This window comes from Pantoea sp. CCBC3-3-1 (assembly GCF_007981265.1).
Classification (GTDB): domain Bacteria; phylum Pseudomonadota; class Gammaproteobacteria; order Enterobacterales; family Enterobacteriaceae; genus Erwinia.
Genome location: NZ_CP034363.1, coordinates 2,510,014 through 2,522,330, shown reverse-complemented (window position 1 = coordinate 2,522,330; position 12,317 = coordinate 2,510,014). Strand labels below are relative to the sequence as shown.

At 52.1% G+C, this 12,317-nt stretch carries 11 protein-coding genes; 8 read left to right on the top strand and 3 right to left on the bottom strand.

Annotation, left to right across the window (positions count from 1 at the left end; genetic code table 11):
• Window positions 1-52: 52 nt before the first annotated feature.
• From EHV07_RS11720 to EHV07_RS11705, 4 genes are all read left to right on the top strand, one after another.
• Entirely contained in the window at window positions 53-1,450 is a 1,398-nt protein-coding gene (locus EHV07_RS11720; protein WP_147198111.1) for a YcjX family protein, read from the top strand.
• Window positions 1,447-2,484 carry a YcjF family protein gene (locus EHV07_RS11715; protein ID WP_147198109.1) on the top strand — a complete coding sequence of 346 codons (1,038 nt, stop codon included), beginning with the start codon at window positions 1,447-1,449 and terminating at the stop codon, window positions 2,482-2,484. Before EHV07_RS11720 ends, EHV07_RS11715 begins: the two co-directional genes overlap by 4 nt.
• A gap of 93 nt (window positions 2,485-2,577) precedes the next feature.
• Window positions 2,578-4,149, top strand: coding sequence for a transcriptional regulator TyrR (tyrR, locus tag EHV07_RS11710; RefSeq protein WP_147198107.1), 1,572 nt, complete (start codon window positions 2,578-2,580; stop codon window positions 4,147-4,149).
• 173 nt (window positions 4,150-4,322) lie between these two features.
• Window positions 4,323-5,030 (top strand): LuxR family transcriptional regulator, encoded by a 708-nt coding sequence (locus tag EHV07_RS11705; protein ID WP_147198105.1) that lies wholly within the window; start codon window positions 4,323-4,325, stop codon window positions 5,028-5,030.
• Window positions 5,031-5,100: 70 nt separating this feature from the next.
• On the opposite strand, the gene tpx is transcribed toward EHV07_RS11705, so the two are convergent.
• A complete protein-coding gene (gene tpx / locus EHV07_RS11700) occupies window positions 5,101-5,604 on the bottom strand; it encodes a thiol peroxidase (protein ID WP_147198102.1) in 504 nt (167 codons plus the stop codon).
• Between the two features lie 160 nt (window positions 5,605-5,764).
• Between tpx and ycjG the strand changes: the two genes are divergently transcribed.
• A complete protein-coding gene (gene ycjG, locus EHV07_RS11695) occupies window positions 5,765-6,733 on the top strand; it encodes an L-Ala-D/L-Glu epimerase (protein ID WP_147198101.1) in 969 nt (322 codons plus the stop codon).
• On the opposite strand, the gene mpaA is transcribed toward ycjG, so the two are convergent.
• A complete protein-coding gene (gene mpaA, locus EHV07_RS11690) occupies window positions 6,698-7,435 on the bottom strand; it encodes a murein tripeptide amidase MpaA (protein WP_147198099.1) in 738 nt (245 codons plus the stop codon). The genes ycjG and mpaA overlap by 36 nt on opposite strands.
• A 201-nt stretch (window positions 7,436-7,636) precedes the next feature.
• Between mpaA and EHV07_RS11685 the strand changes: the two genes are divergently transcribed.
• The 3 genes from EHV07_RS11685 to licT all read left to right on the top strand — a co-directional run bounded on the left by EHV07_RS11685 (window position 7,637) and on the right by licT (window position 10,746).
• Window positions 7,637-9,220: an ABC transporter substrate-binding protein gene (locus EHV07_RS11685; RefSeq protein WP_371419688.1), complete on the top strand. Its 1,584-nt coding sequence runs from the start codon at window positions 7,637-7,639 to the stop codon at window positions 9,218-9,220.
• Between the two features lie 167 nt (window positions 9,221-9,387).
• Entirely contained in the window at window positions 9,388-9,717 is a 330-nt protein-coding gene (locus tag EHV07_RS11680) for a hypothetical protein (RefSeq protein ID WP_147198095.1), read from the top strand.
• Window positions 9,718-9,882: 165 nt separating this feature from the next.
• The gene (licT, locus tag EHV07_RS11675; protein WP_147198093.1) at window positions 9,883-10,746 is read left to right on the top strand and encodes a BglG family transcription antiterminator LicT; all 864 of its coding nucleotides are present in this window, start codon (window positions 9,883-9,885) and stop codon (window positions 10,744-10,746) included.
• Between the two features lie 116 nt (window positions 10,747-10,862).
• Here licT and EHV07_RS11670 read toward each other — a convergent pair whose 3' ends face one another.
• Window positions 10,863-12,239, bottom strand: coding sequence for a carbohydrate porin (locus EHV07_RS11670; RefSeq protein WP_147198092.1), 1,377 nt, complete (start codon window positions 12,237-12,239; stop codon window positions 10,863-10,865).
• Window positions 12,240-12,317: the final 78 nt, after the last annotated feature.

Here is a 12,317-nt window from a genome sequence, read left to right as displayed (position 1 = left end):
GCCTGGCGTTTAAAAAGGGATAGCTCGCTCAAAAAAGGCATTGGTTACTCGCATGAAACGACTTCAAAATGAATTGCTGTCGCTAATGAACAGAGGTGCAGACCGCCATCTGCGCCTGGCGGTCACGGGACTTAGCCGCAGCGGCAAAACGGCTTTTATCACCTCGCTGGTCAGCCAGCTTCTGAACGTTAATGCCGGCGCGCGGCTACCGATGTTTTCTGCCGTGCGGGAAGAGCGCCTGCTGGGCGTGAAGCGCGTCCCGCAACGCGATATGGGCATTCAACGATTTACCTATGACGAAGGCTTATCGCAGCTGTATGGTTCGCCGCCTGACTGGCCAACGCCCACGCGGGGCGTCAGTGAGATGCGGCTGGCGCTGCGTTACCGCTCTCGCGAATCCCTGCTGCGCCATTTTAAAGAAACCGCCACGCTGTATCTGGAAATTGTCGATTATCCCGGTGAATGGCTGTTGGATCTGCCGATGCTGGCGCAGGATTATCTCAGCTGGTCACGGCAAATGACCGGGCTGCTTCAGGGCGATCGCGCCGACTGGTCGAAGACCTGGCAAAAACGCTGTGCCGATCTGGATCCGCTCGCACCGGCAGACGAAAACCGTCTGGCGGCCATTGCTGCGGCCTGGACCGATTATCTGCTGAAGTGTAAGCAGGAAGGGCTGCACTTTATCCAGCCGGGGCGTTTTGTGCTGCCTGGCGATATGGCAGGTGCGCCCGCTTTACAGTTTTTCCCCTGGCCACAGACTCGCGATGTTAACGAGTCGAGACTGGCGCAGGCGGATGCCAGTACCAATATCGGCATGCTACGTGCTCGTTACAACTATTATTGTCAGCATGTCGTTAAAGGCTTCTACAAAAATCATTTTTTGCGTTTCGACCGGCAAATCGTGCTGGTGGACTGTTTGCAGCCCCTTAACAGCGGGCCGCAGGCGTTTAATGATATGCGCCTTGCCCTGACACAGCTGATGCAGAGTTTCTCTTACGGGCAGCGAACGCTGTTCCGTCGGCTCTTCTCGCCGGTTATCGACAAGCTCTTATTTGCCGCAACCAAAGCGGATCACGTTACCAGCGATCAGCACGCTAATCTGGTTTCGCTCCTGCAACAGCTGGTGCAGGATGCCTGGCAGAACGCCGCGTTCGAAGGCATTACGATGGACTGCGTTGGGCTGGCTTCGGTACAGGCGACGCAAAGTGGCTTAGTGGATCACAACGGTGAAAAAATTCCTGCGTTACGCGGTCACCGGCTAACGGATAATGCGCCGCTAACCGTTTATCCCGGCGAAGTGCCGCCGCGACTGCCGGGTAACGCGTTCTGGCAGCAGCAGGGATTTCATTTTGAGCAGTTCAGGCCACAGGAACAGGATGCCGATCGTCCTTTACCGCACATTCGTCTGGATGCGGCGCTGGAATTTTTGCTGGGAGATAAATTGCGATGAACAGCCCGATTAAACCACGGATTGATTTTGCTCAACCGCTGGAAACAGAGAAAACCGACACGCTGAAAGCGGCGCATTTTTTTGCCCAACAGGATGAGCGATTTGTCGCAGTAGACCCCGAACGGCCTGCTGAAGAGGAAGGCGCTGGCGAAAAAGCCGTTGAGGCCGCGCTCAGGCCCAAACGCAGCCTGTGGCGAAAAATGGTCAAGGCCGGGCTGGCGGTATTTGGCGCAAGCATTGTTGCGCAGGGCGTACAGTGGGCGCATAACGCCTGGGTGCAGCAAGACTGGATTGCGATGGGCGGCTGCGTGGCGGGGGGGCTCGTTGTTTGTGCCGGTGCCGGTTCGCTAATTGCCGAATGGCGGCGACTTTACCGGCTGCGTGAAAGAGCAGAAGAACGCGACGTGGCCCGTGATTTGTTACACAGCCATGGCGTGGGAAAAGGGCGCGAGTTTTGCGAAAAGCTGGCGCGTCAGGCGGGGCTGGATCAGGGGCATCCGGCTTTACAGCGCTGGCAGGCATCGCTTCATGAAACGCACAACGATCGGGAAATCGTTGCGCTTTACGCCCAGCTGGTACAGCCGGTGCTCGATCTTCAGGCTCGTCGTGAAATCGGTCGCAGCGCGGCAGAATCAACCCTGATGATTGCCGTCAGCCCGCTGGCGCTGGTGGATATGGCGTTTATCGCCTGGCGTAATCTGCGGCTGGTCAACCGTATCGCCGTGATCTATGGCATTGAGCTGGGCTACTTCAGCCGCCTTCGTTTATTCCGTCTGGTGCTGTTAAATATGGCTTTTGCCGGTGCTTCTGAACTGGTGCGTGAAGTGGGGATGGACTGGATGTCGCAGGATCTGGCCGCCCGATTTTCTGCGCGAGCGGCTCAGGGCATTGGCGCGGGGTTATTGACCGCACGCCTGGGCGTAAAAACCATGGAGCTGTGTCGACCGCTGCCGTGGCTGGAAAATGATAAGCCTCGTCTTGGCGATTTTCGGCGTGATTTGGTTACCCAGCTGAAAGAAACGATGCAGAAGTAGCCGACTGTCAACTTTTCATTCCAGAATGCTTCTGACGCCTGCACCAATGGAGTATTATTCGTTATCGCCCGAACAATAAGAAGGTTGCTCTACATGCGTCTGGAAGTATTTTGCCACGACCGCCTTGGTCTGACCCGTGAACTGCTTGATTTACTGGTAGAAAGAAACATTGACTTGCGGGGAATCGAGATCGCACCGATTGGGCGTATTTACCTCAATTTCACGCCCGTTTCGTTTGATCAATTCAGCCAGCTGATGGCAGAAATTCGCCGTATTCCCAGCGTGACGGACGTGCGCACCATTACATTTTTACCTTCCGAGCGGGAGCATCGTGCTCTCAGCGCGCTGCTAATCGCCTTGCCTGAGCCGGTTTTCTCCATTGATTTGAAAAGCAAAGTGGAGCTGGCAAACCCGGCGGCGCAGGCGCTGTTTTCACTTAACGAAGACAAAATGCGCAATTTTGGTGCCGGTGCGCTGATTGCTGGTTTTAATTTTCAGCGCTGGCTGGAAAGCGAGCGCATTGAGCCTCAGGCCCACCATGTTGTGATTCAGGGACGCGATTTCCTGATGGAAATTACCCCGATTTTCGCGCCGGGAGAAAATGAGCAGCCGGGTAACCCGGTAGGCGCTGTGGTGATGCTGAAATCAACGGCCAGAATGGGACAGCAGCTGCAAAACCTGGCGGTAAATGACGACAGCGAGTTTCAGCATATTGTTGCGGTTACCCCTAAAATGCGTCAGGTGGTGGATCAGGCGCGCAAGCTGGCGATGCTGGATGCGCCGTTGCTGATTGTCGGTGATACCGGTACGGGCAAAGATATGCTCGCGCGTGCCTGTCATTTACGCAGTGCGCGCGGTAAGAAACCGTTCCTGGCGCTGAACTGTGCTTCCCTGCCGGATGACGTTGCTGAAAGCGAACTGTTCGGTCATGCCGCAGGCGCCTACCCGAACGCGCTGGAAGGCAAAAAAGGCTTTTTTGAACAGGCGAACGGCGGTTCGGTTCTGCTGGATGAAATTGGCGAAATGACGCCACGCATGCAAACCAAGCTGCTACGTTTCCTTAACGACGGTACCTTCCGGCGGGTGGGCGAAGAACATGAGGTCAAAGTTGATGTGCGCGTAATCTGCGCCACACAAAAAAATCTTACCGAGATGGTGCATCGCGGCGAGTTTCGCGAAGATCTTTTTTACCGCCTTAACGTGCTTACGCTCAATCTGCCGCCGCTGCGCGAACGTCCCCAGGATATCCTGCCGTTAACGGAAATGTTTGTCGCTCGCTTTGCCGACGAGCAGGGCGTTGCCCGACCGAAACTCTCCGCGCAGCTCAATGCGTTTCTCAGCCGCTACACCTGGCCGGGCAACGTTCGTCAGTTAAAAAATGCGCTTTACCGCGCGTTGACTCAGCTGGAAGGCTATGAGCTGCGTCCACAGGATATCGTGCTACCGGAATTTGCTACGGATATGCCGCTGGGCGAAGAGGCGATGGAAGGATCGCTGGATGACATCACCAGCCGTTTTGAACGGTCAGTGCTGACCCGACTGTATCTCTCTTATCCCAGCACGCGCAAGCTGGCTAAACGGCTGGGCGTTTCCCACACCGCGATTGCGAATAAGCTGCGTGAATATGGTCTGAGCCAGAAGAAAGGCGAGGGTGAAGGGAAATAGCGCGGGAAAAATTTTTTCTGAAACCGTGTAAAAAGCATCGTCATGCCAGCCGGCAATAATATATCGATTAACGACACAGCCCCGGCCGCAAGGCCTGGGCTTTGATTCAGGCGTACGACAGTCAATATTGGGTTGCAGGTAAATTCAGGGAATTATCGGGAGAAGCTTCGTTAATGGATATTCTGAAAGTAATTGAAGATAATTTAGCTTCAGCATTAGGTAAGCTGGGAGAATTCACATGGGCATATGTTGTGCTGTCAAAAAACAAAATGTCTGTGCAGTTTTTTGCAACCAATTATCCAGAAGAGTGGGTGAAAACCTATCAGGAACAAAGTTTGCACTTTACCGATCCTGTTGTTATTAACGCGCTTAACCGGTTGACGCCATTCCTGTGGGATGAAAAAACAGAAACGGATAATAAATTTTGCTCGCCGGGCATATTCGATAAAGCAAAAAATCATAATGTGAAAAATGGCTATACGTTTGTTTTGCATGATTATAAAAACAACATGGCAACACTCTCTTTTGTTATCGATCCTGAACGGAGAAACGAAATCGAGGATTTTCTTTTCAAGCATCGGGGCGATATTAACATTCTGCTTACCACCGTACATGAACGGTATCTGGCGCTGATGATGCTTTCTGAAAATAACGAATTGCATTCAGTTAATAAAAACCTTTTCACCGATCGCGAAAACGAAATCCTTTACTGGGCAAGCGTAGGTAAAACCTATCTTGAAACGGGAATTATTTTAGGAATTAAAACGACAACGGTTAAATTCCATATGGCAAATATTGTCAAAAAACTGGGTGTAACCAATGCCCGCCATGCGGTGCGTCTTGGTGTTGGCCTTGATTTAGTTAAACCGGTGACTCACTAATTTAAATTTGCGTATTGTTTCTGTTAATCAAATTTTTTTAAAAAGCCAGTCATCGACTGGCCTTAGTGCTTTACTTTAGTGCAGCAAGCGCGGCGTCATAATCCGGCTCGGTGGCGATCTCTTCAACCAGCTGACTGTATAAGACACGATCCTGTTCATCGAGGATCACTACCGCACGTGCAGCCAGCCCTTCAAGCGGGCCATCGCTAATCGCCACACCGTAGTCCTCTTTAAATTGCGCACCACGCAGTGTTGAAAGCGTGACGACGTTGTTCAACCCATCGGCACCACAAAAACGCGACAGGGCAAACGGCAAATCGGAGGAGATGCACAGCACAACCGCATTATCCATTTCGCCCGCAAGCTGATTAAATTTACGTACCGAGGCGGCACAAACGCCAGTATCAATACTGGGAAAAATATTCAGCACCTTACGCTTGCCCGCAAAATGGGAAAGAGGAACGTCGGAAAAGTCTTTTGCGACCAGCGTAAACGGCTTCGCAGCCTGACCCGGAGTGGGGATTTGACCGGCGACAGGCACCGGATTACCCTGAAAAAGTACTGTCTGAGACATAATCTTTCCTTATATGCACGGTAAACATTGTTCTGAGTGTAAGCCATACAGGCTAACTCACCCAGAAAAAACCTGCCCTGAGCTTGTTCATTACGCAAATACGGCCACAATGGCTAAGGTATTGTGGTAGCAATTCTTTCTCTTCTTTAAGGATCCGTTGATGAGAGCAGTGAAGGTATATCCGGAAACATGGCCGTTGCATACGCCGTTTGCTATTGCGCGTGGCGCGCGCAGTGAAGCGGGCGTTGTGGTAGTAGAAGTGGAAGAGGAAGGGATCAAAGGCATTGGAGAATGTACGCCCTATCCACGCTATGGTGAGACCGAAGCATCGGTGCTGGCGCAAATCGCCTTACTGATTAATGCGCTGAAGCAGGGGCTGACGCGTGAACAGCTTCAGTCGCTGCTGCCCGCAGGAAGCGCCCGTAATGCTATCGACTCGGCGCTGTGGGATCTTCAGGCCCGTAAACTACATAGCGACCTGTGGCGACTGACCGGTGCCACACCGCCAGCGATTATCGAGATGGCACAAACCGTTAGTATTGAAATGCCGGAAGTGATGGCCAGCAGCGCGCTGGCATTGTGGCAAAACGGCGCACGATTACTGAAGATCAAACTCGATAATTCGCTGATCACCGAGCGGCTGGTGGCGATACGAACAGCAGTACCGCAAGCTACGCTGATTGTGGATGCAAATGAGTCCTGGCACAGTGAAGGGCTGGCGGCGAGATGCCAGTTGCTGGCCGATCTAAACGTGGTGATGCTCGAACAGCCGCTTCCCGCCGCAGACGATGCCATGCTGGAAAACTTTATCCATCCGTTACCGATTTGTGCTGATGAGAGCTGCCACACGCGAGCCGATCTGCCCGCGCTAAAAGGGCGTTATGAGATGGTGAATATCAAGCTGGATAAAACGGGCGGCCTGACCGAAGCGCTGGCGCTGGTGCAGGCGGCAAAAGCCGCCGGTTTTGAGGTGATGCTCGGCTGTATGCTGTGTACATCTCGTGCAATCAGCGCTGCGCTTCCGTTAGTAAATTCGGCTCGCTTCGTGGATTTAGACGGCCCAACGTGGCTCGCGGCGGATGTTGATCCCGCTCTACCCTTTAGCTGCGGCAGAATAACCCTCTCCTGAGGGCTTGCTCAGTAAATCTACCATTGCCGCAAGGTACTTTTCACTGGCCTCGTCTGTAGAAACCGGCGGCAGTTCAACGGTAATCACCGGCAGGCTCAGATCGGCACACCAGCTGCCAAAGGAGCCTGGCGTGGCATAGCCTACGGTTGTCACCAGCGGCAGCGACATATTCTCTGCCAGCCATTCGCCCAGTTTGCTGCTGTGCGGATCTTCAACACAGGCCAGCGGTTCATGAAAGGAGACCACCCAGGCCGGTTTAAGCTGATAAATCAGGCTGCAAAGGGCTTGGGTTTCCGGCTCAGAACCTGCGCGGTCGCCGGTTGAGAGCCGCACATCGCGTTCTTCTGCCGCACTGTTCCAGCGATAAATCGTCTCGCCAGACTGCCAGTTCGCCGCCGGAAAGTTACGATTCAAATCGACGCCATGGGCGTTAGCCCGTAAACCCAGCTGGCAGCCATCAGGATTAACGGCCAGCACCACATGATGTCGACGGTGTTCCTGCTGCAAAGTTCGTAAAGCACAGGAAAGCGTGACGACTGCGGCGGCCTCATCGCCATGCGTGCCAGCCAGGATCAGCCCGCTGTCGCTATCTGCCAAGGGGGCTGGGAACCAAAGCAGCGGTGCGCCCAGCACGCTGTGCCCGTAAATCTTACATTCGATCTCCAGCTTTCCCCGCGCGCTACGTGGATGGATCCGCGACATAACTTAACTCCCGAAAAGTTTTGCTAACGCTAGCTTAAATTTCAGCAGAAAAAAAGCGCAGTTCGATCCGTTGCGCAAAGCAATGGAAAAAGAGTGTCTGGCGATCAACGATTTGCGTTAAAGTGCGACTGTTAGCTCTTAAGCATTTAGCGAGGTTTCCTGATGCACAATTCTTTTCAATTATCTCTGGCATTACTGGCGATGGCGGCCAGTGGCGCACTTTATGCCGCTGAAGTGCCGCCGGGCGCTGACCTGGCTGCCGTACAACAAATTGTTCGGCATATCAAAGATGAACCCGCTTCGCTCGATCCGGCGAAAGCTGTCGGGTTACCTGAAATTCAGGTTATTCGTGATTTGTTTGAAGGGCTGACTAACCAGGACGCTAAAGGAAATAGTGTGCCGGGCGTGGCGACGCAATGGCAGACGACGGATAACCAGACATGGATCTTCACTCTGCGTAAAGATGCACGCTGGTCAGATGGCGAACCGGTTACGGCGAACGATTTTGTTTACAGCTGGCGACGGCTGGTCGATCCGAAAGTTGGTTCCACTTTTGCCTGGTTTGCTGAATTAGCCGGTATGCAAAACGCCGCCGCGATTACCAAAGGCGAGATGTCACCCGATAAACTTGGCGTGGTGGCGCTGGACGATCGCCGGCTGAAAGTCATGCTGGATAAACCCGTACCGTATTTCCTCGGCCTGACGTCCAATTTCAGTCTGTACCCCGTTTCGGCAAAGGCGATTGAAAAATCCGGCCAGGCCTGGACACAGCCGGGCAATATGGTAGGGAATGGCGCTTATAAATTGCAGGAGCGCGTTGTTAACGAAAAACTGGTGCTGGTGCGTAACGAACATTATTGGGACAACGCTCACAGCGTGTTAAATAAAGTCACCTTTGTGCCAATCAATGAAGAATCGAGCGCCACCAAACGTTATCGGGCTAACGATATTGATATCACCGAATCATTTCCCAAAAATATGTATGCGCTGCTGAAAAAACAGATCCCGGGTGAGGTCTACACGCCAGATCAGCTGGGCACCTATTATTACGCGTTCAATACCGTAAAAGGTCCAACTGCTGACGTGCGGGTGCGTAAGGCGCTTTCATGGAGCATCGACAGAAAGATCGTTGCTGAAAAGGTGTTAGGCACCGGTGAAAAACCGGCCTGGCACTTTACGCCAGATGTCACGGCCGGTTTCAGGCCACAGTCCGGCTTCCCGGAGCAGCATTCACAACAAGAGCTGAACGCGCAGGCTAAAATGCTGCTGGCGGCGGCAGGCTATGGGCCTGATCATCCGCTGGATCTGACATTACTCTACAACAGCTCTGAAAATAATCAAAAAATCGCCATTGCAGTAGCCTCAATGTGGAAAAAGAACCTTGGGGTCAACGTGAAGCTGCAAAATCAGGAATGGAAAACCTACATTGACAGCCGCAACAGTGGCAATTTTGATGTGATCCGTGCTTCCTGGGTCGGTGATTATAACGAACCCTCCACCTTTCTCAGCCTGCTAACTGCCAGCCACAGCGGGAATATCGCTAAATTCAACAGTGCAGAGTACGACGCGCTGTTGGCGAAGGCCAGCCGTGAAACTAACAGCGATTCCCGTAATGAGGACTATAACCGCGCCGAAAAAATTATTGCTGACCAGGTGCCAATTGCACCGTTATATCAGTACACCAATGGACGGTTGATCAAGCCATGGGTGAAGGGATATCCGATTACCAACCCGGAAGATATGGCCTACAGCCGAACGATGTACATTCTTAAGCATAATCAGTGAGTCATCTCCGGTTGTGGGCAAGATTTTAACCCAGGCGGGGATGGCGCGCCGATCGGTTATTGATTAATTAACGTGCGCTTTATACGCTTTTGTAACGCATCGTTATTAATAAAATGCCAGATAATAGCGTTTCCTATAAGGTTTTCATTCTTTCGGTCAGGTGTTTTATGGTTAAAGTGTGTGCTCTGCTTTGTCTTTCACTGCTGCTCACGGGTTGTGCATTAAAACGTTATCCTGCTTCACCGCCGGTTAGCGCGGTGCAAAAAACCACGCTGGATTGCCCGGCCGTAGAGAAGGCGATCGCCAGCCAGCAGGAGATCCAGGCGCAGATTGATAAAACAGGAAAATTTGATGGCCTGACGGTTCTTGGCTTTATTGGCGATTTCGGCATTGGCAACGGTGTGGCGAAAGGACTGGCGCAAAAACATGCGAATGAACGGATGAGTGAGCTGAAAAAGCTGGAAGCGGCAAAATGCCCGGCAACGCTACATAGCTGATTAGACAGTAATTTTCGAAGCATATCACAGTTCCATTTCTGGAGGCTTGAGCTCTCATGAGATTGGATTAAGGTAGCAGCTGGATTGTTACTGCTTCGCTGCAGGCAAAACCTGACAGCCGGATGAACGTCCGGCGTCAGGTTTTTTTTCATTGCAGGCCGGGATATGAAAATAATCAAGATACTGAATAATAACGTTGCAATAGTGCATGACGCACAGGGAAAGGAACAGGTTGTTATGGGGCGCGGGCTGGCTTTTCATAAAAGTGCGGGCGAGGAAATTAACCCACTGTGCGTGGAGAAAACATTTGCGCTGCAAAGTTCTGAATTGATCGGCCGACTGGGTGAACTGCTGCTGGAAATCCCCATCGAAGTCGTCACCACCAGCGAGTGTATCATCGCGCTTGCCCGTAAAGAGTTTGCAGGCAATCTCCACGAAAGCCTGGCGATAGGCCTGACCGATCATATTAATTTTGCCGTGCAGCGACAGCGGGAAAACCTCCCTCTGCGTAATGTGCTGCGCTGGGAGATCCGTTCCCTCTATCCTCGTGAATATGCGATTGGGCTGGCAGCGCTGGAGATTATTTTTCAGCGCTTAGACGTAAGGCTTGAAGAAGATGAAGCGGGGTTTATCGCGCTGCATCTGATCAATGCTCAGCTGCACAGCGAGATGCCGGAGGTGATGTATATCACCCGCTTTATGCAGCAAATCCTCGATATCGTAAAATACCAGCTACAAATCACCTATCAGCCGGACTCTCTCAGCTACAACCGTTTTGTTACGCATCTGAAATTTTTTGCTCAGCGAATATTGGGTAAGCAGGGAGTGGTCAGTGACGATGTGTCACTCCATGACGTGGTACGCAGCCGCTACCCGCAAGCCTACCGATGCGTGGAGAAAATCGACCGGCATGTGATTAAAACTTATGACTACGCGCTTGGCACGGAAGAACGCATGTTCCTCACCATCCATATTGAACGTGTGCGTAAAGAAACACTGGCGCTCGAAGAAAGCGAAGATGAGGCCTAATGCCCCTCGTCACACCACGTCTGCGGGCGATGGGTGACAACCTGCGATGTGTGGGACGCACACGTTCATGCTGCAAAGTGCAGCGGTATCCATCGACATGCCGCTGCGAATAGCCTTCAGAATTTCACCACCGTTTTGAGGCCTGTCACCCAGGCATCCTGCGTTTCTTTAAATCCACCAGGGCGATGCCAGTATTGAATACCGGGCTGAAGTTGCAGCCAGCTTGTCGCCTGTACACGGTAATACAGCTCTGCATTCAATGCGTGCCCCGGCAGAGGCAGATAACGTGGGTCACTGTAATCACTTACACCCTGTAGCTGATTACGATATTGCCTGTCGCGACGGTAATCGTCGCTTATTTCAATCCAGCTGGCGCCAAAACCAATCCAGTCATCGGGTCTGGCATCCATCAGCCCGTGGTAACGCAGTGAGGCCGCGACATTCAGACGCAGGTAGTTTGAGCGCTTGTCGCTTACCCCAATGCTCCAGGAGGTACTCAGTCCACGTGATGCATCATCACCATGGCGGGTCAACTGCTGGTTAAGCCCGCCGTAAAAAAACCAGGTGCGGTTATGGTTTCGATAGCCCAGCGGATCGTCCGCGCCGGTGCTGCCAGACTTACCCCTATAAAGATCCTGCTGTCTGGCATTGGTAAATAACAGGCCGAGGTTATAAGCGCCGGGTAAGGCATTTACATGGGTTTTTAATTCCAGTTCAACCGGAACCAGAAGCCCCTTGCTGCCTCTGGTTGACCCGCTCCAGGCCTGGCTGCGTTCCTGCTTGTGCGGATTTTGCTCCATCAATCCCGCTTTTAAGGTGAGTTCATCGTTAAGCTTATATTGCAGAGTCGTTCCCCAATAGTGCACGTTCCAGTTATACCAGGTTAAAGCGTAGGCAGATTTGCCACCGCACTGGGACAGCAGCTGAAAATCACAGGGGATAATTTGATCAAAATCCTGCACTTTGTTCATCATGCCGATTCGCCAGTGAAGACGCTGATGATTAAACGTGCGCGCAAATGTCAGCCAGCCAAGACGGGTAACAGAACCGCGACCTGAACTTTCCTGAGAAATGTCACTGATATTGGCACGAGGATCCTGCAATCGTCGGGTAGTCAGGCTGTCGTCATGATTACGGTTAACAATATTTCCTTCAATTTTTGCATCAGGAATACCGGTCAACGCGGCAAGATCCTGCTGGAATGTCAGTGAAAATTGATCGATATAAGCCGCATGAGGCTCATGGTTATATCCTCCTGCGGCATTATAAGAAACCTGACTTAAATAGCCGAGGTTATAATGAAAGCCGTTTTCTTCCAGGATGGGTTTTATCCCAGCCATATTACCCAATAATCCTGTTTGCGGCGGCGTAAAGCCCAACGCAACGCCTTGCCATTGTTCATCAGCAACAGCACTGCCAGCGGTAAAAAGATTGATTAACAACGTCCAGGCAATAAGATTGCTGGAGTAAGCCGTTAGCGAGGTCCTTTTCATTGATTATTCCTTATCTCATCCGCTAAATAGAAACAGATCCGATAAAATAGTTTCCATTAAGGTCACGGCAGATCATTC

Coding starts and splice junctions, on each gene's coding strand:
- EHV07_RS11715 (WP_147198109.1), top strand. CDS start 1,447: ATGAACAGCCCGATTAAACCACGGATTGATTTTGCTCAACCGCTGGAA.
- EHV07_RS11705 (WP_147198105.1), top strand. CDS start 4,323: ATGGATATTCTGAAAGTAATTGAAGATAATTTAGCTTCAGCATTAGGT.
- EHV07_RS11670 (WP_147198092.1), bottom strand. CDS start 12,239: ATGAAAAGGACCTCGCTAACGGCTTACTCCAGCAATCTTATTGCCTGG.
- EHV07_RS11720 (WP_147198111.1), top strand. CDS start 53: ATGAAACGACTTCAAAATGAATTGCTGTCGCTAATGAACAGAGGTGCA.
- mpaA (WP_147198099.1), bottom strand. CDS start 7,435: ATGTCGCGGATCCATCCACGTAGCGCGCGGGGAAAGCTGGAGATCGAA.
- tyrR (WP_147198107.1), top strand. CDS start 2,578: ATGCGTCTGGAAGTATTTTGCCACGACCGCCTTGGTCTGACCCGTGAA.
- EHV07_RS11680 (WP_147198095.1), top strand. CDS start 9,388: ATGGTTAAAGTGTGTGCTCTGCTTTGTCTTTCACTGCTGCTCACGGGT.
- tpx (WP_147198102.1), bottom strand. CDS start 5,604: ATGTCTCAGACAGTACTTTTTCAGGGTAATCCGGTGCCTGTCGCCGGT.
- licT (WP_147198093.1), top strand. CDS start 9,883: ATGAAAATAATCAAGATACTGAATAATAACGTTGCAATAGTGCATGAC.
- EHV07_RS11685 (WP_371419688.1), top strand. CDS start 7,637: ATGGCGGCCAGTGGCGCACTTTATGCCGCTGAAGTGCCGCCGGGCGCT.
- ycjG (WP_147198101.1), top strand. CDS start 5,765: ATGAGAGCAGTGAAGGTATATCCGGAAACATGGCCGTTGCATACGCCG.